This window comes from Mesorhizobium sp. WSM4906, assembly GCF_029674625.1.
GTDB lineage: Bacteria > Pseudomonadota > Alphaproteobacteria > Rhizobiales > Rhizobiaceae > Mesorhizobium.
In genome coordinates, this window is the sequence record NZ_CP121355.1 from 5,457,410 (window position 1) to 5,482,295 (window position 24,886).

Sequence of the window (24,886 nt, forward strand, 5' to 3'; positions counted from 1 at the left end):
GGAGCGCAGCGACGCGCGCACACCCTAGGATGGCGAGGATGCTACCCGATGTCGGAAGGCGGAACCTTCTCGCCTTCGCGCATGGCCCGCTTCGAATAGGCGCGGACCGAGAACGGCAGGAACAGGAGATAGCCCGCGACCGACGCTGTCAGCGTGTACCAGGGATAGGCCATCAGCAGCAGGATGTAGAGCACGACGCCGAGGATCACCGGCAGCACCCTGTCGCCCGGCACCTTGACGCTCTTGCCCGAATAGACCGGCAGCCTGCTGACCAAGAGGAACGCGACGAGCACGGTGAAGCCGGTGGCGACAAAGGCCGCGGGCCGGCTAGGCTCCAGGCCGAGCCGCAGGAAATAGAGATAGAGCGGCAGCATGACGAGAACCGCCCCGGCCGGCGCCGGGACGCCGACGAAATATTCGGTCTGCCACGCCGGCTGGTCGGTGTCGTCGGCAAGCACGTTGAAGCGGGCGAGCCGCATGCCGCAGGCGATGGTGAAGAGGAGCGCCGCGATCCAGCCCGGCGAGCCGGCGCGATCGAGCAGGAAGGCATAGAGCACCAAGGCCGGCGCCACGCCGAAATTGACGATATCGGCCAGCGAATCCATCTGCGCGCCGAATTTCGAGGTCGCCTTCAACATGCGGGCGAGGCGCCCGTCGATGCCGTCGAGAAAGGCGGCGAGGAGCACCATGACCACGGCCGGCTCGAAACGGTCCTCGAAGGCGAAGCGGATGCCGGACAGGCCGGCGCAGATGGCAAGCACGGTCACCAGATTGGGCAGCACCATACGCATCGGAATCTCGCGGATGCGCGGGCCGCCGCTGGCGTGGGCTTCGAATTTCTTGAAGGGCGCGCCCACCGTTCAGGAAACCCTGACCAACGGCGTCACGGCGATGCCGCCGAATTCGGCAAGCACCGTCTCGCCACCCACCGCCGTCTGGCCGACGGCGACGCGCGGCACGGCGCTCACCGGCAGGAAGACGTCGACGCGCGAGCCGAAGCGGATCAGCCCGAAACGCTCGCCAGTGCCGATAGAGCCGCCCTGCTCGGCCCAGCAGACGATGCGGCGCGCCACCAGTCCGGCGATCTGCACCGCGGCGATCGTGCCGTTGGGGCTGTCGATGACCAGACCGTTGCGTTCGTTCTCGGAGCTTGCCTTGTCGAGCTCGGCATTGAGGAATTTGCCGGGACGATGCTCGATGCGCGTGATCCTGCCGCGCACCGGCGCGCGGTTGATGTGGCAGGAAAAGACATTCATGAACACCGAGATGCGGGTCATCTCGCTGGAACCCAGGCCAAGCTCGCTCGGCGGCACGGCCGGGCCGACCGCCGAGATCACGCCGTCGGCCGGGCTCACCACCAGCCGGTCGTCGACCGGCGTGACGCGCTCGGGATCACGGTAGAAATAGATGCACCAACCGGTGAGGATCAGCCCGACCCAGAACAGGATCGAGGAGAAATAGCCGAGGAACAGCGTGGCCGCGCCGAAGGCGGCGATGAAGGGATAGCCCTCGCGATGGATCGGAACGAACGTATTCTTGATCGTGTCGAGAAGCGTCATAGGGCTGGGGCGGTCCCTGTTTCAGGTCCGGCCTCAATAGCCGAAAGCCCCCCTCCCCGCAACGCAACAATGGGGGGAGGATGGGCGGGCGGGTGGCGCGGCTCATGGCCATGACTTTCATCGCCGGCTGTCGGAACGCGGTCCTCTCATCCGTCCTTGGCTAGACAACGTGCCCAAGGAGCCAGCCAATGCCGTCGCCGAAATCCGCCGCCGGGAAAGCAAAGGTCATCACGGAGGGCCTTGCCTTCGGCGAGTCCCCGCGCTGGCATGACGGGCGGCTCTGGCTCTGCAACTGGGGCACCGGCGAGATTGTCTCCGTCGACGAAGACGGCAAGAGCGAGGTCATGCTCACGGTGCCGGCCGTTCTGCCCTATTCGATCGACTGGCTGCCCGACGGGCGGCTGCTCGCGGTCTCCGGACGAGAGGGCGTTCTGCTTAGGCAGGAAGCAGACGGAACACTCGTCACTCATGCCGATCTCAGGCAACTGTCGAAAAATCCGTGGAACGAGATCGTCGTCGATGGGCGCGGCAATGTCTATGTCAACGGCGGCGGACCAGTTCCCGCACCGGGCGCGCATTTCGGACCGGGCACCATCGTGCTGGTCAGGCCAGACGGCGCGGTGCGGCAGGTCGCAGCGAACATCGCCTTCGCCAACGGCATGGCGGTGACGCCCGACAACAAAACGCTGATCGTCGCCGAATCCCACGCCAGGCGGCTGACTGCTTTCGATATCGGCGAGGACGGGAGCCTCTCCAACCGGCGCGTCTGGGCCGATCTCGGCAACGACTATCCGGACGGCATTTGCCTCGATGCCGAGGGCTGCGTCTGGTATGCGGACGTGCCAAACCGGCACTGCATCAGGGTGCGCGAGGGCGGTGCGAAAATCGATAGGATCGAGGTCGATCGGGGCTGCTTTGCCTGCATGCTGGGCGGTGCCGACGGCAGGACGCTGTTCATCGCCGCCGCCGAATGGCGCGGCTTCGAGAACATGGTCAGCGACGCCCGCACCGGCCAGGTGCTTGGCGTCGCCGCGTCTGCGCCCGGCGCGGGCTGGCCGTCCTACACCTCCGGCACGCGCTGATAGTTGGCGATGTCGGCCTTGACACCGAGGCGGGCGATCGTTTCCTGCGGGCTGAAGGCGATGCGCTCGTGGGCCGCCTTGACGATCGGCACCACCTTGTCGACCGCGGCCTGGCTTTCCCATTCGACCATGGTGACGATGTTGAATTCGCCCGGGCCTGAAAACTGCTCGAGCAGGAAATCCTGCACGAAGCCTTCCTGCTGGCGCAGTAGCTCGTGCGTCATGAAGACCTTGCTCAGGATTTCGTCGCGCGCCGACGCCGGGACGACGAACTTGTCGACCCGAAAGACGCTGCCATCGCGTTGATTCTTATTGCTCATTTCGATCTGTCTCCGTTCTTGGAAGGCTTGCTTCGCAGGGGCTCGGAGACGGTTTGCAAGCTCAAGCTAGGTTGAGGTCAAGGGGAATTTCTTGCGCCGACTTTCCCTTCTCCCCTTGTGGGAGAAGGTGGCCGAGCGAAGCTCGGTCGGATGAGGGGTGCTCCAGCGGAGTGAGACGCCGGTGTCCCCTGGAACACCCCTCAACCGTCTCGGCGCTGCGCGCCGATCCACCTTCTCCCACAAGGGGAGAAGGAAGAGGCGCTAGCTCACCTCCGACGTCCTCCGCCGCACCACGACCCCCAGCTCGTCGCCTTCGCGGGCGATGCGCAGGCGCTCCTCGGCTTCGGTGGCCTCGCGCTGGCGGTCCCACATCGAGGCGTAGAGGCCGTGCCTGGCGAGCAGCGCCGCATGGGTGCCGCGCTCGGCGATCTGGCCATCCTTGAGCACGATGATCTCGTCGGCCGAGATCACCGTCGACAGGCGGTGGGCGATGACGATGGTGGTGCGGCCCTTGCTGACGAGGTCGAGCGCCGCCTGGATCTCCTGCTCGGTCTGGGTGTCGAGCGCCGAGGTCGCCTCGTCGAGCATCAGGATCGGCGGGGCTTTCAGGATGGTGCGGGCGATCGCGACGCGCTGCTTCTCGCCGCCCGACAGCTTCAGGCCGCGCTCGCCGACCATCGAGCGATAACCTTCGGGCAGCTTGGCGATGAACGGCCCGATCTGGGCGAGCTCGGCGGCCTTGCGCACCTCCTCCTCGCTGGCGCCGACCCGGCCGTAGCGGATATTGTAGGCGATGGTGTCGTTGAAGAGCACCGTGTCCTGCGGCACCATGCCGAGCACGGCGCGCAGGCTTTCCTGCGTGACATCGCGGATGTCCTGGCCGTCGATCAGCACCTGGCCGCCCTGGACGTCGTAGAAACGGAAGAGCAGTCTGGAGATGGTCGACTTGCCGGCGCCCGAAGGACCGACGATCGCCACCGTCTTGCCCGCCGGCACCTCGAAGGAGACGCCTTTCAGGATCTTGCGGTTCGGATCATAGGAGAAGTGCACATCGCGGAATTCGACCTTGCCGGGGCCGACCTTAAGCGGCCTGGCGTCCGGCTTGTCGACGATCTCCTGCGGCACGTCGAGCAGGTCGAACATGTGTTCGATATCGGTCAAGCCTTGCCGGATCTCGCGGTAGATGAAACCGATGAAGTTGAGCGGGACCGAAAGCTGCATCAGCATGGTGTTGATGAAGACGAAATCGCCGACCGACTGCGTGCCCGCCTGCACCTCCAGCGCCGACATGCACATGACGATGACGGTGCCGAGACCGAAGATGAAGCCCTGGCCGAAGTTCAGCCAGCCGAGCGACGTCCAGGTCTTCGTGGCCGCAATCTCGTAGCGCGCCATCGAGCGGTCGAAGCGCTCGGCCTCCATGCGCTCGTTGGTGAAATATTTGACCGTCTCGAAATTCAGAAGCGAGTCGATCGCCTTGGTGTTGGCGTCGGTGTCGCTGTCGTTCATGTCGCGGCGGATCGAGATGCGCCAATCGCTGGCCTTGACCGTGAACCAGACATAGATCCACACGGTGACCGCCACCACGGCCACATATTTCCAGCCATAGGTGTAGGCGAAGATGCCTGCGGTGAGCGCGAATTCGAGGATGGTCGGCGCCGTGTTCAGCATGACGAAGCGCACGATCGTCTCGATGCCCTTGGTGCCGCGCTCGATGATGCGCGACAGGCCGCCGGTGCGGCGCTCGAGATGGAAGCGCAGCGACAGCTGATGCATATGCACGAAGGTGCGGAAGGCGAGCTGGCGCACCGCATATTGGCCGACGCGGGCAAACAGCGCGTCGCGCAGCTGGTTGAAGCCGAGCTGCACCAGCCTGAGCACATTGTAGGCGACGACCAGCATCACCGGCGCCAGCATGAAGGCAGGCAGCGGCGGCGGCGTCTTCGAGCCGTGGGCGAGCGCATCGGTCGCCCATTTGAAGAAATAGGGACCGGCGACCAGCGTGAGCTTGGCGACGACCAGCAGCAGCGTCGCCCAGGTGACGCGGGCTCTCAAGTCGGCGCGGTCGGCCGGCCACATATAGGGCCACAGATTGCGCAGTGTGGTGAGGGTGCCGGATTCGGCGGAGACGGTCTTGTCGGCCACTAGTCTTGCCTTTTGGGTGAGAGGGTCAGCGGCTGAAGCAGCAGGAGTTGACGAGTTGATCGAGCAAGCCGGAAACGCCGGCGAGCGCGGCGTGGTCGACCGCATAGCGCGAGCGCTGGCGGTCGGGCTCGAAGCGGACCAGCCCCGCCTCGACCAGGATCTTCAGATGTTGCGAAACGGTCGACTGTGCGAGGTCGAGATGGTCGACCACCTCGCGGCAGGAGCAGCAGCGGCTGGCCGATAGATGCCTCAGGATCTCGATGCGCGCGGGATGCGAGAGTGCGGCAAACCGCGCGGCGATGGCGCGGCTGTCGAGCGCGCGGTTTTCAGACAGGGATTCGATCATCGTTCATCGGCGATAGACGATGAGCGATGGGAGGGCAAGCTAGGCGGACGGGTAGCACCGGTAATCTCCCCCCTTGAGGGGAGATGTCGCCGAAGGCGACAGAGGGGTCGTCTCACATAGATCGCCGAGATCGCCTGTCGCAGAGGATGCCGGCGCTCCACGCGCGAGGACCCCCTCTGGCCTGCCGGCCATCTCCCCCTCGAGAGGGGAGATTGGCGCCCTACTCCGTCTTCGGCATGGTCATCTGGTCGCCCATGGCCTTCATATCGGCAGGCTCGCCTTCCTTCGACTTGCCGGGGACCTTGAAGACCTGGCCGGGCCAGATGCGATCGGGATCGCGGATCTGGTCCTGATTGGCGAGGTAGATGGTCGAGAAGCGCGTGCCGTGGCCATAGACCCGCCGCGAGATGCGCCAGAGCGTATCGTTGCGGCGGATGATGACGGAGCCGTCGGCATGCTCGAGTTTGGGCGCGACCGTCTCGGCCGCACCGGCCGAAGGTGTCGCTTCCGCGACCTTGGCCGGCGCCTCGGCGGCAGGCTTGGCCCCGGCGGGCTTGGCCTCATTGGGCGCGACGGCGGCGATCGACTCGCCTGGCTCGCGCTCGAACGGCACGGCGGCGCGGGCGACGACCTTCACGCCGTCATCGGCAAGGCCGTCGACATGGATGGTGTAGTTGCCGACGGGTATGTCGCGCTTCGCCTCGATCAGGAAATGGCCATCGGGCGAGGTCTTGGCCTCGCCGAGCAGCATGTCGTCGGCATAGGCTCGGACCTTGCGGCCGGGATCGGCCGTGCCGGCAACGTAGATCTTGCTGCCGTCGATCTCGACTGCCTCGACGGCAATCTTGGGTTCGCCCGCGGCGGCCGCGGGCGCCGGCGTTGCCGGGGCGGAAGCCTGGCCGGTGGCGGCCGGGGCCTGAGTGGCTGGCGCCGCGGTGGACGCCGCCGGCGCTGTTGCGCCACCAGCCGGCGCCTGAGCGGCAGGCTGGCCGGCGGCCGGCGCGGCCGGTTTGGCCTCCGGCTGCGGAACGGTGATCAGTTCGGACGGCTTGCCCGGCTCCTCGACCATCGCCAGCACCTGGCCGGTCGGGCTCTGCGGCACCGAGACGACGGCGGTCTGCGCCGAGGCGACGGTGACGCCGCCGGCGGTGGCGCGCAGCGTGATCGTGTAGTCGCCCGGCTTCAGCGGATCGTCGAGCACGATGGCGAAGGCGCCGTCGGGGCCGGCATCGGTCGAGCCGAGCACCGTCCCGCCGTTCAGTATCTCGACCTTGGCGTTGGGCGCGGCATTGCCGGCCACCACGATCGAGCCATCGCCTTCGACACGCACGACGTCGAAGGTCGGCAATATCGGACCGGCGGCGGGCGCCTGGGCGGCCGGCGCGGATGCCGCCGGGGCCGTCGCGTCGTTGGCCGGGGCTATTGCATTGTTGGCGGGCGCCATCTTGTTGGCCGGGGCCATCGTGTTGGCCGGCGCCTGCGGCAGGCGCGCCTCGGTGGACGTGCTGTTGGATTCCGCCGGCTTCGTGTCCGCTTGCGGAAGTGCCGCGACCTGTGCCGGCTTGTCTTTGTTGATGTAGGGGTCGAGCGCGCCCGACCCGTAGGCGACCGCCGCGACGACGGCAACGCCGCCCGCCGCGAACAAAAACGCCTTGGAAGGATTGATAGCCATAATCTTTTACTGCCCCCTTAGCCACCTAACGCCGGTCTAGCGTGTTTTCGGCAAGCTCACAAGAAAAAGCCCGTCCCTGGGCTTGACCGCGCCAACCGTCCCCATCACCAATCATTGCCATGAACACGATTCGATCCGTCTGCGTCTATTGCGGTTCGTCTCCGGGCCGCGACGAGGCCTATGTCAAGGCCGGCCATCTGCTCGGCCGCTCGCTGGCGAAATCCGGTCTGCGCCTGATCTATGGCGGCGGCACCAAGGGGATCATGGGCGCAGTCGCCGAAGGCGCGCTCAAGGCCGGCGGCAAGGTGACCGGCATCATCCCGCGCTTCCTGATCAACCGCGAGGCGACCGAGACCGCCCTCGACAAGCTCGACGAGCTTCTGATCACCGACAACATGCACGAGCGCAAGCACAGGATGTTCGAGAAATCCGATGCCTTCGTGGCGCTGCCGGGCGGCATCGGCACGGTCGAGGAGATCGTCGAGATCATGACCTGGGCACAGCTCGGGCATCACCGCAAGCCAATCGTGTTCGCCAACATCAAGGGTTTCTGGGACCCAATGCTCTCGCTCATCGAGCACATGTCGGGCGAAGGCTTCATCCACACCGCACATAGGGTCAAGCCGCTGGTGGTCAACGACCCCGAGGCCATCGTCGCCGCCATCATGGTGGCGGGTTCGTCGGTGGATGCGCCGACGGAAGGTGTGCAGGCGGTGATAGACAAGATGTAGGGGAGTAAGGCAATAGGGGAGTAAGGGAGTATGTGGGTGACCGCCGGCTGATGAGGCACCACCCTACTCCCCTACTCCCCTACTCCCCTACTCCCCTACTCCCCTACTCCCCTACTGCCTTCCTCAAATCCCCAATCACCGCCCTCCGATCATTGCGGCGCCAGGCGAGATGGATTTCAACGCTGCGCTTGAACCAGGGCATATCGCGAAAGACGATGCCGGCCGGCACCGCGTCGCGCAGGCTTTCCTGCACGGTGGCCAGGCCGAGGCCGGCACTGACAAGGCCGAGCGAAGTCAACGGATCGGCCGTCTCATAGGCGATGTCGGGCACGAAGCCGGCCTCGACGCAGGCCGCGAGAAACTGCGCGCGGTTGGTGTCGTCGGGCTGGCGCACGACGGTGATCCAGACACGGCCGTCGAGATGGCTGGGCTGGATGTCGGCTGCACCAGCAAGCGGATCGCCCTCGGGGATCGCCAGCACAAGTGGCTCGCGGCGCACCAGCACGCTCTCCAGATCCGGATCGCCCTTCGGCGCTGGCGCATAGACGAAGCCGAGGTCGAGCGCCCGGCTTCGCAGATCTTCGAATTGCTGGGCCGTGCGGCGGCTGCGCAATTGCAGATGGAAATCCGGCCGCTCGCGCCGGAATTCCCTGAGCATGACGGCGATCAGCCCGGCATGCACCGCGCCCTCGACATAACCGATGGCAAGGCTGCCCGCGGCGCCGCTGGCAAGGTTGCGGCCGAGCTCCTCCAGCCTCGCGGCATTGGCGAGCAGCGCGCGGGCCTCCGCCAGGAAAGCCCTGCCCTCGGCGTTGAGATGGACGCGCTGCTTCGCCCGCTCGAAGAGCGTGACGCCGATCCGTTCTTCGAGCTGCATGATCTGCCGGCTCAAGGGCGATTGCGAGATGTGCAGCTGCTCGGCCGCGCGGCCGACATTGCCCGCCTCGGCGACGGCGACGAAATATCTTACCTGGCGCAGGTCGAGCATTTTTTTGCCCCTTTGGCTTCAAGTCCTAACAGGTCTGAACTTTAGCCTAATCAGTCTTGGACAGTCTGACCAGCCGGCGCGATATCTCCCGCATCAATCGGCCACAAAGGAGACCGCCATGCAGTTCTTTGCCCTTCTCGCCCGCAACACCCAGAAGTTCAGCGACGCCGATTTCGCGCCGCTGCTTCCCAATGAGTCCGAGCAACGCAAGATCCTCTATGCGCAGGGCGCGGTGCGCCAGATCTGGAACCGCGGCGACATCCCCGGCAGCGGCATGATGTTCGAGGCGGCCGACGACAAGGAAGTGCGCGGCCATCTCGCCACCCTGCCGCTGGTCGAAGCCGGCATGATGGAGATCGCGGCAATCGTGCCGCTCAATCCGTATCCGGGCTTCGGGCCGAAGCGCTGAGACCGGCATGGAGATCGGTGCTGCCGCTTGCCCGGCAGCACCTACGAGCCACCGAAGAGGCGCCGAAAAAAGCCGCCTCGCCGCGCGCCGCCATAACGTTCAGGCAGAGGACGCGTGAGCAGGAACTGTTCGTGGCCCTCGACGGTCTCGGTGCCGCAATAGCTGCATTGCAGCGACCGCGCCAACGGAACGATCTCCCTCAACACCGCTCCGAAGCCCTCACCATCGATCGGCACGTTCTTCGCCATGCGCAGCTCACGCGAAAACGTCTCCAGCCCAAGGAACCGATAGCCGCGCTTTTCGAGCTCGGCGCGCAGCTTTGCGAGGGACGGTTCCGCACCCCAGAACTCGAAGCGCGTCGGCCGGATGCGGGCGTCGGCGGCGACTTCCAGGCCGAGGTCACCGATCGCCTCGGCAGGAAGAATGAGCGGCGCAACCGCTGCCAGTGAATGCTGTTCGATGGCGAGCGGGAAGGCCGAGGCCTCGGCCGCCGCGCGGGCTATCCGCTCGAAACCAGCGACATCCTCCGTTGTGAAATAGAAATCCCGGCGCCCCTCGCCATGCCGCTCTGCCAGGTAGCAGGCAGGGCAGCCGGCCGTTGCCAGATCCCCGCAAAGCCTTTCGAGGAAGGCGTAGTTCCGAACCGACCCTTTGGGGGTCAGCAGGGCGTCGCGCGGCGTCAATTCGTTTGCGCGCGGAGTGATCTTCAGGAGCAGGACCGGCAGCGAGGCGGCCGCCCGCAGGAGCGCCATGTTCAGCCGCGCATGAACGAACAGCTCACCGCCGTCGGGGCGATAGCGCACCAGGCCGCGATGCGGCTCCGCCTCGCGAATGACCTCCTCGGTTTCGTCGTTTGAGATTTGTTCGCCGGTGACATGGAACTGAAGCAACGTCATCGCCCAATCCTCGTCCGCATCAGTAGGTCAGGCCATCTTGCCAGTTCAAGGAGCCGCCGCCCAGATCTCACGGCCAGGCGTTCCGCATTGCGTTGACCGAGAGCCAGGCAATCGACGGCAACGCCAGCCGCAGCCCTGCTAAACGCGCCTCGCCATGCTCGTTCTGCTGGAATCGCCGCCAGGTCTGGAAGGCTGCCCCGAGGACAAGCAGCGCATTGCGGAGACCTAGCGGCGGCCAGGCAGCAACCGCAGGACGAAGCCCACGACGAGGCCGAGGACGAAACCGAGCGGGCCGGTGATGAAGATGCCGAGCAGCGGTCCCTGGTTTGCTTCCGGCGTTAAGATGACCGGTCCGACGAAACCGCCGAGGAAGCCGACGATGCCGAGTATAGCGCCCCACTTGAGCATTGATCCCCCATTGGCTGCCGAGCCACTGCAGCAGATTCCCGAATGCGAACCAAGCCCGAGACATTCTCGAACTGGCTCACCGGCCGCACGCCGATGCGGCGCTGGGGCGACGTGGAAGAACTCGCAGGTGCAGCGGTCTTCCTGGCGTCCGACGCGGCGAGCTTCGTGACGGGACAGACGCTCTTGGTAGATGGCCGGATCACCAGCGTGTTGTGAAGGCCCCTCGAACCGGCAGGCTTTTCCCGTATCTGGCCAGCACCCCATCCACCGACAGCCTGCCGGAACCGGCGAGCGCCAGGATGAACATGCCGCCTGCGATCGCCAAATCCTTTTCGAAATGCAGGAGCTCGTTCTGGCTGGCGAAGTTGGTGTGGAAGAGGCTTGCCGTCATCAGGCAGAACAGGCCGAGCGCTACCGCGCCGAGCCGCGCCAGGATGCCAAGCGCGACCGACAGGCCGGCGCCGAGCTGCAGAGCGATGGTGGCAAGAAGCAGCGGTGTGCCGACGCCGAGGGCTGCCATCGCCTTCTGAGCGCCCTCGAAATGGGTCGCGAGCTCAAGCCCTTCATGCACGAAGATCAGGGACAGGAGCAGGCGGCCGGCAAGCAGGACCGCGTCCTTTGCACGAAGCTTTTCGGCAAGTTCGGTCGGTGTCATGGTCGGCTCCAATAGGATTGTTCGTCAGGAGAAATTTCGAGACGTTGCCCGAGACCGTACCTTTACGGGAACAAGGCGACCGCATTGACGATTCCCCCAAGCGCAGCGCCGCCCCTCACCTGCCTGCCGGCATCCTCTCCCCGTATAGTGACGGGGAGAGGGGCGCTCTCATCGACGGTTTCGCCAATCGCCAACGTGGCAAGAAGGCGCCAAGGGCGCGCGACTGGCTCCCTTCTCCCCGTCACTATACGGGGAGAAGGTGCCGGCAGGCGGATGAGGGGCGGCGCAGGCGTTCGCCGATAGCTGCCTCACCACTTGTCCCACTTGGAGGAGCGAGGATGGTAGTGTGCTGAGAGTTCTGCAAATTCGCTGAGAGAGGGCGGTCATGGCAGGCTGGTGATTGTTCACGTCACCTGATTCCCGCGAAGGAACGCCACCATGACCAAGATCGAAGATAAATCCGCCATAGCTGCCGTCAAAGACATTCTGCTTTCGAACCCGGATGGGCTGCACGAAGTGATCCGCGCAGTGATGCAGGAGGTCCTCGAGGCCGAGATGGACGAGGCGCTGGGCGCTTCGAAGAGCGAACGGACACCGGAGCGGCTCGGCTATCGCTCTGGGTATTACGGCCGCACGCTTGTCACCCGTGTCGGCAAGCTGGAGCTGCGGGTTCCGCAGGACCGGCAGGGGCGCTTCTCCACCGAGCTGTTCGAGCGCTACCAGCGCTCCGAGCGGGCCTTGGTGGCGACGCTTGCCGAGATGTACGTGCAAGGCGTGTCGACCCGCAAGGTCAAGGCGATCACCGAGGAGCTGTGCGGGCATGCCTTCTCGGCCTCGTCGATCTCGGCCATCAACAAACGGCTGGACGAAAGCCTGAAGGCCTTTGCCGAGCGCCCGCTTCAAGAGCCCTTTGCTTACCTCGTGCTCGATGCCCGCTACGAGAAGGTGCGCGAGGCCGGCATCGTCATGAGCCAGGCGGTGCTGATCGCGGTCGGCATCGACTGGGACGGGCGGCGCCAGATCCTGGCCGTGGAGATGGCCAATCGCGAGAGCCGCTCGGCCTGGAAGGACTTCCTCGTGGCGCTCAAGGCGCGCGGTCTTAGGGGCGTCGAACTGGTCGTGTCCGACGACCATGCCGGCCTGGTCGCGGCGATCGGCGAGGTGATTCCGGAAGCGGCCTGGCAACGCTGCTACGTGCACTTCCTCAGGAACGCGCTCGATCACCTGCCGCGCAAGCACGGCGACGACTGCCTGCAGGAGCTCAGATGGCTCTACGACCGGCGCGATCTCGCCGAGGCCAAGGCCGATCTCGCCGCGTGGCTGGCCAAATGGTCGGGCCGCTATCCGCGGCTGACGACGTGGGTGGAGGAGAGCATCGAGCGCACGCTGACCTTCTTCCGCCTGCCGCGCCAGCACCACAAGCACCTGAAGTCGACCAACATGCTGGAACGCCTCAACGAAGAGATCAGGCGCCGCACCTATGTCGTGCGCATCTTTCCCAACGCCGAAAGCTGCCTGCGCCTGGTCAGGGCGCTGGCCGTCGAAACCAACGAAAACTGGATGGAGGCCAACCGCTACATCAACATGGACGACCTGCGCGAGCACAAGAAGCTCGCTCTGCGCCAAGCCGCATGACCAGCCTCATGGCCGCCCCTTTTTGCAGAACTTGACGCACACAACCGCGAGGATCAGGGCATACAGCCTACTTCGTCACCTTGGTGTCGATGGCCTGCTCAAGATCGGAAAGCTCCTCGCAGCCGGCCGGGCAGAGCTTTTGCAGCGAGGCGAGCTGCTCCTTGGCCTTGGCCATGTCGCCGGTCTCGACATAGAGCTCGCCAAGATATTCGTGCGCCGCCTTATGGTCCGGCTTAAGCTCCAGCGCCTTGGCGTAGTAGGTCAGCGAGGTCTGGTAGTCGCCGGTCTTGCGCAGCGTGAAGCCGAGCAGGTTGTAGACGTCGGCCTGCTGGGTGTCCTGGGCAAGGTCGCGCAGCTCGGCCAGCGCGCCCTTATAGTCCTTGGCGTCGATCTTGGCCTTCACTGCCGTCAGGTCCGGCGCGTCGGCACCTTCGACGTCGTCCACGGCATAGGCCGGCACGGCGATGGCGATCGGGGCCGCGGTCAGCACCGCAAGGGCGCCGAGCACCGCGAAAAGTGCATGTTTCATGGAAGTTGGCTCTTTCTGTTCAGGATCCGATTCAGATCTGGGTTGGGGTGAAGGCGTAGGCATTGCCGTCCTTGACGAAGCTGCCGGTGCCGGGGAACGGGAAGTGCGAGCCGCAGATGCGGACATTGTCGGCGATCACCTGGTCGATGACCTTGTGGCGCGTGGCGATCGCCATCGGCCCGTCCTGGTCGTAGGCGCCCTGCCATTCGGGATGCGGCGCCAGCAGCGCCGGCACGTACATGGTGTCGGCCGAGACCAGGAACTGCTCGGAGCCGGCATCGACATGGTAGACGGCGTGGCCGGGCGTGTGGCCCGGCGCCGCCATGATGCGGATGCCGGGCACCACTTCCATGCCGTCCTCGACCAGCTTCCAGTTCTTCCACTTCGGGAAGTTTTCGGCGATGCGCTTGCCCGCCGGCTTGCGGCCTTCGGGCAGCTTGGCCAGCCGGCTGGGATCGGTCCACCAATCGTATTCGGCGGCGTTGACGATCAGCTCGGCATTCGGGAACACCGGCGCGTTGGTGCCCTTCTCCATCAGGCCCCAGACATGGTCCGGGTGGAAATGCGAGATCATGATGGTGTCGATCGCCTTGTAGTCGATGCCGGCGGCCTTCATGTTGGCCGGCAAATGCGTGGCGTTGGCCTGCCACTGGCCGACGCCGGAGCCGGCATCCATCATGATGGTGCGGCCGTTCATCTTGAGCACGACGACGGTGAGCGGGATCGGCATGAAATCGGTGGTGAGCCCGGCCTTGGCGAGAGCGGCCTTGGTGTCGTCGACCGAAACGTCCTTGATGAAGGCCGGGTCGTGGGGCTTGCGCCAGATGCCGTCATAGACGGCGGTGACCTCGAGCGAGCCCACCTTGTATTTGTAGAAGCCGACCAGCGGCTCGACCGGGGTTTCGGCGTGAGCGGCCGGCGCGAATTCCAGTCTGCCGGCAATGCCGAAGGCGGCCGCGGCGGCGGCGGATCCGAGCACCATACGGCGTGTCATGTTGAACATCAGAAGTCTCCTCTAGTGACTGCGTGTAGCGGTGGTTCCCCGGGCGTGGGCATTCCTCCGAGCTGACGGCGCGAGGCCCGAGAAAGGTTCGCCTCGCTACACGGCAAGACCCGGAAGGCCCGGGCTTTATTCCCGGGGCGCGGGAGAATTTTTTGAAAAGCACGCAATCGGAAACGAGACCGCCGGAGCGCCGGCCGTCATCGAACTGTCACACGCGAGCGGGGTTGCGCATGCTAGAAACGCTGCCTGGCCGCCCCCGCGACCCGACCGCATCAAGAACCAGCGAAGCCGCCATGAACATCGCTGTCCCCAACGAAGGCACCGACCTCTCGCCCTATCTGCCCGACGAGCACGGGCTGTTCTTCATCTATCATTTCACCGCCGAGGGCTTGCGCACCAAGGACCCCGCCGAGGCGCTCTGGACGTGGCGCAGCTACCAGATCACCGACATGCGCGCCCGCCACGAGATCGCCGCCGAGCAGGCCCTGCCGGCTGCTGTGCGCGAGGCCTTCCTGTCGCCCAGCCACGGCTGTCACATCGATTTCGAGGACGACTTCCTCTACGGCGATCTGCCCGACCTCAGGCACGACTTCGCCGAGGCGCGCGGGCTCACGCATTTCCGCTTCGCCTTCAACGAGACGATGCTGATCGGCGCCCGCAAGCAGCCGCTGGAGTCGGTCGACAAGATCCGCAAGCTGGTCGAGAGCGGCACGCGCAGATTCCGCTCGCCGGCCGAGCTGATCGAGGCAGTGATGGGCCAGTCGCTCGACGGCATGTCGGGCGAGCTCGACAAGATGGGCGACACGCTGGACGGCATCGAGGACCGCATCGTCTGCGACGCCTGGCACAGCGAACGGCAAGCCCTGGTCGACGCGCGCCGACACCTGGTGATCATCCATCGGCAGATGGCGACGCTCACCAACCTCTTCCGCCATCTCGACCATTCGCACCGCGACGACCTGCCGGACCCGATCAACGACATGGCAACACGCCTGTCGCACCGCGCGCACACGCTGCATCACGACGGCGAGCAATTGCAGGCGCGAACCAGGCTCCTGCAGGACGAGCTGATGGCGAAGCTGACCGAGCAGTCGAACCAGCTGCTCTACATCCTTTCCGTGATGACGGCGGTGCTCTTGCCGATGACCATCATCTCCGGCCTGTTCGGCATGAATGTCGGCGGACTGCCGCTGGTCGACACGCCGATGGGTTTTTGGGTGGTGACGGCGATGTCGGTCGTGATCGCCGGCATCGTCTATATGATCGTGCGGCGACTGGGGCGGGTTTGAGGGCGAATGCCCTACCTCGTCGCGGGAGCCGGCTGTCGGATCTCGCGGCCCCTGAACATCGACCAGCTATACATGGCCAGCGCCGTCCAGATCAGGGCGAAGGCTACGGCCTGGATGGTGCCGAACGGTTCGTCGAAGATCAGCACGGCGATCAGGAACACCATGGTCGGCGCGATGTATTGCATGATGCCGATGGTGGAGAGGCGCAGCAGCCTGGCGCCAAAGGCAAAGAGCAGAAGCGGCACCGCCGTGATCGGGCCGCAGCCGATCAGCAGCGCGGTGTCTTTTGCGCTGCTGGAGACGAAATGGTCCTGCCCGGTGGCGATCAGATAGGCGATGTAGCAGAGCGCCGGCACCGAGAGCAGCAGCACTTCGAGCAGAAAGCCTTGGCTCGGGCCGATCGGCAGCGTCTTCCTGAAGAAGCCGTAAGCGGCGAAGGAGAAGGCGAGCGCCAGCGACACCCAGGGCAGCTTGCCGGCCTCCACGGTGAGCACCGCCACCGCGATCGCGGCCAGCGCCACCGCCGCGATCTGCAGGCGGTCGAGCCGCTCGCCGAGCAGCACGGCGCCGACGACGACGCTGACCAGCGGGTTGATGTAATAGCCGAGCGCGGTCTCGACGGTGCGGTCGACCGCGATCGCCCAGACATAGATGCCCCAGTTGATCGAGATCAGCACCGCCGTCAGCGCCGCCATGGCAATGCTCTTCGGCGTGCGGATCGCAGCCTTGAAATCGGCCGTGCGGCCGGCCCAGACCAGCACGCAGGCGGCGATCGGCACCGACCAGACGACGCGGTTGGCGATCACCTCGGCGAGCGGCAGATGCGCCACCGCCTTCATGTAGAAGGGTAAGAGCCCCCACAGGAAATAGGCGCCGAGCGCCAGAAGGAAGCCGCGGCGGGCCTTGGCATCTTGATCGAGCTGAACTGTTTCGGTGACCATGGCCCAACGCTATGGCCCAGCGGATCGCCCAAGACCATCACAAAATTATGATGGATCAATGGACTTCCGCTGATGGGTCAAGGGTTCGCGCGCTCCTCGCCCCACATAGTGGGCTACGGCATGCACACATTTGCAAGCGGCTGGCCTTTGGCGATAGCGTGCATGGCAGCTTGGCGCATGCATTGTCTAATGTAGCGCTGGTCGACCCCCACTCCGTCTCGGCTTCGCCGAGCCACCTCTCCCCCGATCGACGGGGTAGAGGAAAAGCGCCAAGCCTTTTGCCGTCAACGCTCGTCCAGCAAGGCTCCCTTCCTTTCCCTCCGGAGGGGGGAAGGTGGCGCTGCGAAGCAGCGACCGGTTGCGGGAACCACGTGGCAATCAAGCCTCAGCCTGATCAGTCGCGCCAGTCACAGAAGATGTGTGCATAGCGTAGCCACCTTCGCGGAGGCGAAGAAAGGAGTTCTACTCCGCCGCCACCAGTCCCGCCATCTCGCGGTTCTTCATCAGCTTGTAGACGATCGAATCCATCAGCGCCTGGAAGGAGGCGTCGATGATGTTTTCCGAGACGCCGACCGTCCACCAGCGGGCTCCGGTGGAATCGTGCGATTCGACCAGAACGCGGGTGATGGCCTCGGTGCCGCCGTTGAGGATACGCACCTTGAAGTCGGCGAGCTCGAGATCGACGATCTCGCTCTGGTATTTACCGAGATCCTTGCGCAGCGCGATGTCGAGCGCGTTGACCGGGCCGTGGCCCTCGGCGACCGACATCTTCTCCTCGCCGTCGACCATCACCTTCACGATCGCCTCGGACACTGTCTTCAGATTGCCGTTGGCGTCGAAGCGGCGCTCGACCATGCAGCGGAAGGAGGTGACGTTGAAGAACTCCGGCAACCCGTGCAGCATCTTGCGGGCGAGCAATTCGAAGGAGGCGTCGGCGCCCTCATAGGCGTAGCCTTCGGCCTCGCGTTCCTTGACCACCGCGATCAGCGCGTCGAGCCGGTGATCATCCTTCGGCACATCGATGCCGCGCCGCTTCAGCTCGGCCAGGAAATTGGCCTTGCCGCCCTGGTCGGAAACCATGACGCGGCGGCGGTTGCCGACGGCTTCCGGCGGTACATGCTCATAGGTCGCCGGCTCCTTGGCCAAGGCAGAAGCGTGGATGCCGGCCTTGGTGGCGAAGGCGGAGGAGCCGACATAGGGCGCCTGCGCTTCCGGCGCGCGGTTCAGCAATTCGTCGAAGGCCCTGGAGAGCCGCGAGATGCCAGTCAGCGCCGCGGCTGAGATGCCGGTCTCGAAGCGGTCGGCGAAGGCCGGCTTCAGCGAAAGCGTCGGCACGATGGAGATGAGATTCGCGTTGCCGCAGCGCTCGCCGATGCCGTTCAGCGTGCCCTGGATCTGGCGCACGCCGGCCTCGACGGCGGCAAGCGAATTCGCCACAGCCTGGCCGGTGTCGTCATGGGCATGGATGCCGAGGTGGTCGCCCGGGATGCCGCCGGCGATCACTTTCTCGACGATTGCCCGCACCTCCGAAGGCTGCGTGCCGCCATTGGTGTCGCACAGCACCACCCAGCGCGCGCCGGCATCGTAGGCGGTCCTGGCGCAGGCCAGCGCGTAATCGGGATTGGCCTTGAAGCCGTCGAAGAAATGCTCGCAGTCGACCATCGCTTCCTTGGCCGAAGCGACCGCCGTCTCGACCGAGACTTTTATCGACTCCAGGTTCTCCTCGTTGGTGCAGCCGAGCGCGACGCGCACATGGTAGTCCCAGCTCTTGGCGACGAAGCAGATGGCGTCGGATTTCGATTGCACGAGCGCCGCAAGCCCCGGGTCGTTGGAGGCCGAGACCCCTGCCCGCTTGGTCATGCCGAAGGCGACGAACTTTGCTTTGGCCGTGCGCTTCTCCTGGAAGAAGGCGGTGTCGGTCGGGTTGGCGCCCGGATAGCCGCCCTCGACATAGTCGATGCCGAACTCGTCCAGCAGTTTAGCAATCGCGATCTTGTCCTCGACGGAAAAGTCGATGCCCGGCGTCTGCTGGCCGTCGCGGAGCGTGGTGTCGAAGAGATAGAGGCGTTGCTTTGTCATGGACGTAACTCAAACGGAAGCGATCCTTCGCGCCCCCCTCTGTCCTGCCGGACATCTCCCCCACTTGGGGGGAGATTGGCAGCTTTGGCCTTGCCGCTTGTCCTGCGGCGCCGGCGATTGGCGAAAGCCGAAGCGCGGTCTGATCTCCCCCCTTGTGGGGGAGATGTCCGGCAGGACAGAGGGGGGCGCCGTGGAGCATGAACCTGCATGGTTATTTCCCCGCAAACCCATCCGTCGCCCGGATCAGCCGGTCCAAGATCCCCGGCTCCGAATAGGCATGGCCGGCGCCCTCGATCAGATGGAAATCCGCCTTCGGCCAGGCCTTGTGCAGCGCCCAGGCGTATTTCGCCGGGCACGGCATGTCGTAGCGGCCGTGGACGATGGTGCCGGGGATATCCTTGAGCTTCCAGGCGTCGCGGAGCAGCTGCCCTTCCTCCAGCCAGCCGGCATGGACGAAATAATGGTTCTCGATGCGGGCGAAGGCGATGGCGTAGTCGTCCTGGCCGAACGGCGTGCTGGTCTCAGGCTCCGGCAGCAGCGTGATCGTCTCGCCTTCCCAGATGCTCCAGGCAAGGGCCGCCTCGACCTGGGCCTTGCGATCAGAGCCGACCAGCCGCTTGCGGTAGGCCGCCATCATGTCGCCGCGCTCGGCCTCGGGGATCGGCGCGAGAAAGCGTTCCCATTTGTCGGGAAACATCTCGGAGACGCCGAACTGATAATACCATTCGAGCTCGGCGCGGGTCAGCGTATAGATGCCGCGCACGACCAGCTCGCTGACGCGCTCGGGATGCGTCTCTGAGTAGGCGAGCGCCAGCGTCGAGCCCCAGGAGCCGCCGAACACCAGCCATTTGTCGAAGCCCGCCATCTCGCGCAGGCGCTCGATGTCGGCGACGAGATGCCAGGTGGTGTTGGCTTCGAGCGAAGCGTTGGGCGTCGATTTCCCGCAGCCGCGCTGGTCGAACAGGATGACGTCGTAGAGTTTCGGGTCGAACAGCCGCCGGTGTTTCGGCGAGATGGTGCCGCCCGGACCGCCATGCAGGAACACGGCAGGCTTGGCGCCCCTTGTGCCGCAGCGCTCCCAATAGATGGTGTGGCCGTCGCCGACATCGAGCATGCCCGACTCGAACGGCTCGATTTCGGGGTAGAGCGTGCGCAAGGAACTGCTGTGGATCGTCATAGTTTCAAGCCCTGCTGCGGCCAGTTGGCCGTCTCGTGGTCGGGATGCTGGAAGGAGATGATCTGCTCCTGCCGTCGATAGAAATCTGGATCGTCGAGGATCGGCGCCTCGAAGATCTTTTCCACCCAAGGCAAGCGAACCGCGTAGTTGACCTGGATCTGCGGCGCCAGATCCGAGCGGTCGTCGAAGGCGCCGATGGCGATCTCCAGTCCACCCGGCTGGCGGTAAGTCAGCGGCGTGCCGCAGCGGGCGCAAAAGCCGCGGTCGATGTTGACCGAGGACTGGAAGTAGCTCGGCTCCTCATGGGTCCATTCGACGCCGTCCCTCGGCACCGTCACCAGCGCGCCGAAGAAATTGCCGAACTGCTTTTGGCACATGCGGCAGTGGCAGATGGACGGGCGCCCGAGCTTGCCCTTGATGCGGAAGCGCACCGCGCCGCACTGGCAACCGCCTGTTCGAACTTCATCGGTCATGATTTTTCCTCCGGCGGCCATTGGTCGGTGTCGTGGTCTGGATGCTGATAAGAGACGAGCTCGGCCAGATAAGGCGCTGACGAGACATCGCCCATCGTCTCCTCGGACGGCAGTTTCGAGATGCCGTCGACATAGGGAAGCTTCGCCTCGACACCCCACTGGATGGTGGGCGCGATGCCCGCGGGATCGTCGAAGGCGGCGATCGCAAGTGCTGTGCCATCCGGCGCCTCGAAGGTCAGCGGCGTGCCGCATTCGGCGCAGAAGCCGCGCCACACGGCGCTGGACGAGCGGAAGCGCTTCGGCTCGCCACGCGTCCAGGCGAGCCTGGCGCCGCGCACCGAGACCAGCGGCAGGTAGAAATTGCCGCTCGCCTTCTGGCACATGCGGCAGTGGCAGACGGATGCGTCGCCGAGCGCGCCCTCAACGCGGAAGCGCACGGCGCCGCACTGGCAGCCGCCCGTATAGACCGGCCGGTTGTCGAGGCTCATCGCTCGCTCCGATTCACGGGCCGATTCATGGGCTCACTCCGGGTCATGGCAGACCGCCTCGACATTGTTGCCGTCGGGATCGAAGACGAAGGCGCCGTAGTAGTTCGGGTGATAGTGAGGACGCAGTCCCGGCCCGCCATTGTCCCTGCCGCCGGCGGCAAGCGCCGCGGCATGGAAAGCGTCGACCTCGGCGCGGCTGCGCGCGGTGAAAGCGACATGTTGGTGGTCCTTCGGCTTCTCCTTGCCACCACTCAGCCAGAACACCGGCCGGTCGCGGCCATAACCGCCGACCTTGGCGCCGCCGGTATATTCCTGCGGCACCATGTAGAGCAGCGAAGCGCCCAGCGGCGCCATCGCCTTGTCGTAGAAGGCCTTGGACTTTTCGAAATCGGAAATGCTGATGCCGAGATGGTCGATCATGGAACGAGCTCCTCCGTTGGTGGCGCGGGCACTTCGGCCACGGCCAGGCCGGCCGCGATGACGATGTGCTGGCAGACATTGTCGATATCGCGGATCACGTCGTGGTTCCAGAAGCGCAGGATGGTCCAGCCGAGCGCTTCGAGCTTCGCAGTTCGCGCGGTATCAAACGCCGAGACCTCAGGTGAAGCATGCTGGGAGTCATCCACCTCAACGATCAGCTTCTTGGCGGGAAAAGCAAAGTCGACGATGCAGCCAGCTATTGGCATTTGACGTCGAAATGCCAACCCCATGAGGCGGTGTGCGCGTAGCTCGTTCCAAAGCTTCAGTTCGGCGTCTGTCATTTGCTTGCGCATCTTGCGCGCATTGCCGCGATTGACGGGAGATACAGGAAAATGGGTCATCGCGAGGCGCCCCCCTCTGTCCTGCCGGACATCTCCCCTCTAGGGGGGAGATCGGCGGCTTCGCCGACGGCGCCCAATGTTCAACGTCGGCGATTGGCGAAAGCCGAAGTGACGTCCAATCTCCCCCCTTGAGGGGGAGATGTCCGGCAGGACAGAGGGGGGTGCCTCGCGCCGTCCTCTCCAGTTTTACGTGGGGAACATCCACCCTCACCGCTTGATCTCCCACGTCGTCACGCGCTGGCCGGTAACCGGATCCTTGCCGTCTTTCAGTTGCACGCCCTGCGCCAGAAGTTCGTCGCGGATGCGGTCGGCTTCGGCCCAGTTCTTGGCGGCGATGAACTCCAGGCGTGCGGCGATCGCCTTGGCGATCGCCGCCTCGTCCACCTTGGCGGCGCCGACATCGAAACCCAGGAAGGCAAGCGCGGCCTTCAGTGAAGCGGCGGCTCCGTTCTCGCCGCTGCCGCTGAAATCGACCGCCTCGCCGGCAAGCTGCGTCAGCCGCTGGAATGCAGCGTAGGTGGCGAGATCGTCCGACAGCGCTTCCACGACGTCGGCCGGCAGATCCTTTGCCGCCGCCGGCGCCAGGTCCGCGGCGCGCTTCCATTTGCGCAGCGTGTTTTCCGCTTCCTCCAGCTTGCGCACGGAAAAGTCGATCGGCTCGCGGTAATGCGTCATCAGCATCGCCAGCCGCAGCACCTCGCCAGGCCATTTCCTACCGCCGAAGGTCTCTGTCTCCAGCAGTTCGTGGATGGAGTAGAAATTGCCGAGGCTCTTCGACATCTTCTGGCCCTCGACCTGCAGGAAGCCATTGTGCATCCACACATTGGCCATGACCTTGGTGCCATGCGCGCAGCGCGATTGGGCGATCTCGTTCTCGTGGTGCGGGAAGATCAGGTCGAGACCGCCGCCATGGATATCGAAGACCTCGCCGAGATAGGCGGCCGACATGGCCGAGCATTCGATGTGCCAGCCGGGCCGGCCCCTGCCCCAAGGGCTCTCCCAGCCGGGCTCTTCCGGGCTCGACAGCTTCCACAGCACGAAATCGCCAGGATTCTTCTTGTGCTCGTCGACGGCGATGCGCGCGCCCGCCTGCTGCTCGTCGAGATTGCGCTTCGACAGTTCGCCGTAGTCGGGCATCGAGGCGGTGTCGAACAGCACCTCGCCGCCGGCGACATAGGCATGGCCGCGCTCGATCAGCTGCGCGATCAGCGACAGCATGTCAGCCTTGCCGTCGGCGCGGGGCGCGACGAACTCGGTGGCCCGCGGCTCGTAGGTCGGCTCAAGGCAGCCGAGCGCAGCCACGTCCTTATGGTATTGATCGGCGGTCTTTTCGGTGACCTTGCGGATGGCATCGTTGAGCGACAGCTTTCCGGCCGCGATCTCGGTGCCGAAATCGCGCAGCGCCCTGGCGTTGATCTTGTCGTCGACATCCGTGATGTTGCGCACATACGTGACGTGGCTTTCGCCGTAGAGTAGGCGCAGCAAACGGAACAGCACGTCGAAGACGATCGCCGGCCGCGCGTTGCCGATATGGGCAAAGTCGTAGACGGTCGGGCCGCAGACATACATGCGCACATTTTTCGGATCGATCGGAACGAATTGTCCCTTCGTCCGCGTTAGCGTGTTGTAGAGGCTGAGGCCCTTCGATGCGTCAGACATGCGGTCCCGGTCCTTAGGTTTCTTTGTTTGAGCATGACCTTATCGAAAACCGGCTTCCGCTTTTCGGGGTCATGCTCGGGCTGAAACCTGTCTTGCGCCAAGGCGCAAATCGGGCTCCAGCCTGCTGGCCGGGGCGTTTGTCCAATCTAGGGGAAGATAAGGCGAAAACGTCCAGACCAGCGCGAGGCTAGCCAATAATGCAAATGCCACAAATGGCGAAAGACGTTTTCATGGGCGGCTTTATCGCGCCCGCCGGTGTTGCCGTCAAGTCGCTGCAGCCAGGAAAGACGCCGTCGGATCACAGGTAAAAACGGGCCGAAACATTTTATTAAACATGTCGGCACAGTGATGAAACATTCTCAGGCTAGACCGCCAAGACGTCACGATTTGGTCCGAATCGACCATCAAACGCAGACACGAAAACGTTACCAGGGAAGAGAAAAATGCCTCGAAGCAAGCAGGAACAGGACCGACCGGCGCAACAGCCGCTCACCAAGCATTACCGCGCGATCGGCCCGGCAGCCATCGTCGCAGCCCTTCTTCACACCGCCAAGAAGAAGAAGCCGGCGCAGAAGATCGTGTCGCCGCGCGCCGCCTGAAAACGGCACGACCGGCGCGGTCTTCGACCATAAGGCGCCGGTGACGAGGGCGACGCCAATGCGCGCCTCTCTTGGTTCAGCATGATCTTGCCCGAAAACCGGTTCCCACTTTTCGGGATCATGCTTAGAACAGGGTCATCTGGTTTTCGTCCGCGCCGGGCTTCTGGCGCCTGACCTTCTCGGGCTGGCGCCCGACGACGCCCCGCTCCTGAATCTCCGGCCCGGTGTTGGCGACCTTGTTGACGAGGTCGGAAACCGGAATTGCCTCGAAGAAATCGGGTTCGGCGGGCTTCAAGAGGTCGAGCACGTCGCGCGGCTCCTGCGTGCGGCAATCCAGCCAGCGAGCGAAGTCGCGCTCCTCGATCACCACCGGCATGCGGTCGTGGATATGGGCGATCCCGGCATTGGTGCGCGTCGTCAGGATCGCGCCCGTATCCATCTCGGAGCCGCCCGGCTCGGCATAGGTCTCGACCAGGCCGGCGAAGGCGACCATTCCGCCGCGCTTTGGCCGGATCCAGTAGGGCTGGCCCTTGGCGGCGCCCGACTGCTGCCATTCATAGAAGCCGGAGGCCGGCACGAGGGCGCGGCGATGGCGCATGGCGGTCTTGAACGAGACCTTCTCCAGCACGCCTTCCGAGCGGGCGTTGAAGAGCAGGGGAAATTCCTTCGTGTCCTTGACCCAGGCCGGGATCAGGCCCCAGCGCACCAGCATCGCCTGGCGGTCCGGCAGGTTGGAGCCCGGCGCACGCGGCGGACCGGCCAGCGCCATCAGCACGGGCTGCGTCGGCGCGATGTTGTAGCGGGCCGGAAACTCCTCCAGTTCCGCCAGGCCGAGAAAGGCGGCGGTCTGGTCCGGCGTGGCGGTCAAGGCAAAGCGTCCGCACATGAACTCGGCTCGTCGATCGGGATTTTCCCAAGGTGGCGATGGAACCTTGCTCATGCAACCGCTAAAAGCCGAGATCGGCCCGTCGATCCACAACAG

The 24,886-nt window shown here is 64.9% G+C and carries 27 protein-coding genes and 1 pseudogene; 7 read left to right on the forward strand and 21 right to left on the reverse strand.

Translation table 11 applies throughout. The annotated features are described in order from the left end of the window. Nucleotides 1-41: 41 nt before the first annotated feature. Nucleotides 42-785 (reverse strand): phosphatidylcholine/phosphatidylserine synthase, encoded by a 744-nt coding sequence (locus tag QAZ22_RS26510; protein ID WP_278207950.1) that lies wholly within the window; start codon nt 783-785, stop codon nt 42-44. 75 nt (nt 786-860) lie between these two features. After that, nucleotides 861-1,559 carry a phosphatidylserine decarboxylase gene (locus tag QAZ22_RS26515; RefSeq protein WP_278203688.1) on the reverse strand — a complete coding sequence of 233 codons (699 nt, stop codon included), beginning with the start codon at nt 1,557-1,559 and terminating at the stop codon, nt 861-863. A 188-nt stretch (nt 1,560-1,747) separates the two neighbouring features. Between QAZ22_RS26515 and QAZ22_RS26520 the strand changes: the two genes are divergently transcribed. Next, entirely contained in the window at nt 1,748-2,641 is an 894-nt protein-coding gene (locus QAZ22_RS26520) for an SMP-30/gluconolactonase/LRE family protein (protein ID WP_278203690.1), read from the forward strand. Here the strand turns inward: QAZ22_RS26520 and QAZ22_RS26525 are convergent. The 4 genes from QAZ22_RS26525 to QAZ22_RS26540 all read right to left on the reverse strand — a co-directional run bounded on the left by QAZ22_RS26525 (nt 2,620) and on the right by QAZ22_RS26540 (nt 7,124). Next, the gene (locus QAZ22_RS26525; RefSeq protein ID WP_278076417.1) at nt 2,620-2,961 is read right to left on the reverse strand and encodes an antibiotic biosynthesis monooxygenase; all 342 of its coding nucleotides are present in this window, start codon (nt 2,959-2,961) and stop codon (nt 2,620-2,622) included. The two genes, QAZ22_RS26520 and QAZ22_RS26525, sit on opposite strands and share 22 nt — an antisense overlap. Nucleotides 2,962-3,222: 261 nt before the next feature. Next, entirely contained in the window at nt 3,223-5,106 is a 1,884-nt protein-coding gene (locus QAZ22_RS26530) for an ABC transporter ATP-binding protein/permease (protein ID WP_278203692.1), read from the reverse strand. 25 nt (nt 5,107-5,131) lie between these two features. Further along, nucleotides 5,132-5,452, reverse strand: coding sequence for a metalloregulator ArsR/SmtB family transcription factor (locus QAZ22_RS26535; RefSeq protein ID WP_278203693.1), 321 nt, complete (start codon nt 5,450-5,452; stop codon nt 5,132-5,134). Nucleotides 5,453-5,672: 220 nt separating this feature from the next. Further along, a complete protein-coding gene (locus tag QAZ22_RS26540; RefSeq protein ID WP_278203694.1) occupies nt 5,673-7,124 on the reverse strand; it encodes a LysM peptidoglycan-binding domain-containing protein in 1,452 nt (483 codons plus the stop codon). A 119-nt stretch (nt 7,125-7,243) separates the two neighbouring features. Between QAZ22_RS26540 and QAZ22_RS26545 the strand changes: the two genes are divergently transcribed. Next, nucleotides 7,244-7,855 (forward strand): TIGR00730 family Rossman fold protein, encoded by a 612-nt coding sequence (locus QAZ22_RS26545; RefSeq protein ID WP_278203695.1) that lies wholly within the window; start codon nt 7,244-7,246, stop codon nt 7,853-7,855. 103 nt (nt 7,856-7,958) lie between these two features. Here QAZ22_RS26545 and QAZ22_RS26550 read toward each other — a convergent pair whose 3' ends face one another. Then, nucleotides 7,959-8,843 (reverse strand): LysR substrate-binding domain-containing protein, encoded by an 885-nt coding sequence (locus QAZ22_RS26550; protein WP_278203696.1) that lies wholly within the window; start codon nt 8,841-8,843, stop codon nt 7,959-7,961. A 118-nt stretch (nt 8,844-8,961) separates the two neighbouring features. On the opposite strand from QAZ22_RS26550, the gene QAZ22_RS26555 reads away from it, so the two are divergent. Continuing rightward, nucleotides 8,962-9,252, forward strand: a complete 291-nt coding sequence (locus QAZ22_RS26555; RefSeq protein ID WP_278203698.1) for a muconolactone Delta-isomerase family protein — start codon at nt 8,962-8,964, stop codon at nt 9,250-9,252. Nucleotides 9,253-9,293: 41 nt separating this feature from the next. Here QAZ22_RS26555 and QAZ22_RS26560 read toward each other — a convergent pair whose 3' ends face one another. Together QAZ22_RS26560 and QAZ22_RS26565 are read right to left on the reverse strand one after the other, a co-directional pair. Further along, nucleotides 9,294-10,055, reverse strand: coding sequence for a hypothetical protein (locus QAZ22_RS26560; RefSeq protein ID WP_278203699.1), 762 nt, complete (start codon nt 10,053-10,055; stop codon nt 9,294-9,296). A 318-nt stretch (nt 10,056-10,373) separates the two neighbouring features. Further along, the gene (locus QAZ22_RS26565) at nt 10,374-10,556 is read right to left on the reverse strand and encodes a hypothetical protein (RefSeq protein ID WP_278203701.1); all 183 of its coding nucleotides are present in this window, start codon (nt 10,554-10,556) and stop codon (nt 10,374-10,376) included. A gap of 57 nt (nt 10,557-10,613) precedes the next feature. Here QAZ22_RS26565 and QAZ22_RS26570 point away from each other — a divergent pair. Beyond that, nucleotides 10,614-10,772, forward strand: a pseudogene (locus QAZ22_RS26570) (SDR family oxidoreductase); the annotation flags it as partial. Here the strand turns inward: QAZ22_RS26570 and QAZ22_RS26575 are convergent. After that, nucleotides 10,756-11,211, reverse strand: coding sequence for a DoxX family protein (locus QAZ22_RS26575; protein WP_278203702.1), 456 nt, complete (start codon nt 11,209-11,211; stop codon nt 10,756-10,758). The pseudogene QAZ22_RS26570 and the gene QAZ22_RS26575 overlap by 17 nt on opposite strands. 438 nt (nt 11,212-11,649) lie before the next feature. Here QAZ22_RS26575 and QAZ22_RS26580 point away from each other — a divergent pair, with 438 nt between their 5' ends. Continuing rightward, nucleotides 11,650-12,846, forward strand: a complete 1,197-nt coding sequence (locus QAZ22_RS26580; protein WP_278203704.1) for an IS256 family transposase — start codon at nt 11,650-11,652, stop codon at nt 12,844-12,846. 67 nt (nt 12,847-12,913) lie between these two features. Here QAZ22_RS26580 and QAZ22_RS26585 read toward each other — a convergent pair whose 3' ends face one another. Both QAZ22_RS26585 and QAZ22_RS26590 read right to left on the reverse strand, forming a co-directional pair. Beyond that, nucleotides 12,914-13,375, reverse strand: coding sequence for a tetratricopeptide repeat protein (locus QAZ22_RS26585; protein ID WP_278203706.1), 462 nt, complete (start codon nt 13,373-13,375; stop codon nt 12,914-12,916). A gap of 31 nt (nt 13,376-13,406) precedes the next feature. Further along, nucleotides 13,407-14,378, reverse strand: coding sequence for an MBL fold metallo-hydrolase (locus tag QAZ22_RS26590; protein WP_278203707.1), 972 nt, complete (start codon nt 14,376-14,378; stop codon nt 13,407-13,409). A gap of 293 nt (nt 14,379-14,671) precedes the next feature. On the opposite strand from QAZ22_RS26590, the gene QAZ22_RS26595 reads away from it, so the two are divergent. Next, nucleotides 14,672-15,667, forward strand: coding sequence for a transporter (locus QAZ22_RS26595; RefSeq protein WP_278203709.1), 996 nt, complete (start codon nt 14,672-14,674; stop codon nt 15,665-15,667). An 11-nt stretch (nt 15,668-15,678) separates the two neighbouring features. On the opposite strand, the gene rarD is transcribed toward QAZ22_RS26595, so the two are convergent. The 8 genes from rarD to cysS form a co-directional block, all read right to left on the reverse strand. Further along, nucleotides 15,679-16,608: an EamA family transporter RarD gene (gene rarD, locus QAZ22_RS26600; protein ID WP_278203711.1), complete on the reverse strand. Its 930-nt coding sequence runs from the start codon at nt 16,606-16,608 to the stop codon at nt 15,679-15,681. A 462-nt stretch (nt 16,609-17,070) separates the two neighbouring features. Next, entirely contained in the window at nt 17,071-18,687 is a 1,617-nt protein-coding gene (cimA, locus tag QAZ22_RS26605; protein ID WP_278203712.1) for a citramalate synthase, read from the reverse strand. Between the two features lie 211 nt (nt 18,688-18,898). Then, on the reverse strand, nt 18,899-19,864 hold the full coding sequence (pip, locus tag QAZ22_RS26610; RefSeq protein ID WP_278203713.1) for a prolyl aminopeptidase: 966 nt from the start codon (nt 19,862-19,864) through the stop codon (nt 18,899-18,901). Beyond that, complete coding sequence (locus tag QAZ22_RS26615; protein ID WP_278077929.1) at nt 19,861-20,337, reverse strand: GFA family protein; 477 nt, start codon at nt 20,335-20,337, stop codon at nt 19,861-19,863. Before QAZ22_RS26615 ends, pip begins: the two co-directional genes overlap by 4 nt. Next, a complete protein-coding gene (locus QAZ22_RS26620; protein ID WP_278203714.1) occupies nt 20,334-20,825 on the reverse strand; it encodes a GFA family protein in 492 nt (163 codons plus the stop codon). Before QAZ22_RS26620 ends, QAZ22_RS26615 begins: the two co-directional genes overlap by 4 nt. A 33-nt stretch (nt 20,826-20,858) precedes the next feature. Further along, complete coding sequence (locus tag QAZ22_RS26625) at nt 20,859-21,245, reverse strand: VOC family protein (protein ID WP_278203716.1); 387 nt, start codon at nt 21,243-21,245, stop codon at nt 20,859-20,861. Next, nucleotides 21,242-21,646 (reverse strand): DUF559 domain-containing protein, encoded by a 405-nt coding sequence (locus QAZ22_RS26630; RefSeq protein WP_278203718.1) that lies wholly within the window; start codon nt 21,644-21,646, stop codon nt 21,242-21,244. Before QAZ22_RS26630 ends, QAZ22_RS26625 begins: the two co-directional genes overlap by 4 nt. A gap of 207 nt (nt 21,647-21,853) precedes the next feature. Continuing rightward, nucleotides 21,854-23,305, reverse strand: a complete 1,452-nt coding sequence (cysS, locus tag QAZ22_RS26635; RefSeq protein ID WP_278203720.1) for a cysteine--tRNA ligase — start codon at nt 23,303-23,305, stop codon at nt 21,854-21,856. A gap of 443 nt (nt 23,306-23,748) precedes the next feature. Here cysS and QAZ22_RS26640 point away from each other — a divergent pair, with 443 nt between their 5' ends. After that, nucleotides 23,749-23,904: a hypothetical protein gene (locus QAZ22_RS26640; RefSeq protein WP_278077924.1), complete on the forward strand. Its 156-nt coding sequence runs from the start codon at nt 23,749-23,751 to the stop codon at nt 23,902-23,904. Between the two features lie 124 nt (nt 23,905-24,028). Here the strand turns inward: QAZ22_RS26640 and QAZ22_RS26645 are convergent, their stop codons facing one another. Beyond that, entirely contained in the window at nt 24,029-24,790 is a 762-nt protein-coding gene (locus QAZ22_RS26645) for an SOS response-associated peptidase (protein WP_278203722.1), read from the reverse strand. Nucleotides 24,791-24,886: the final 96 nt, after the last annotated feature.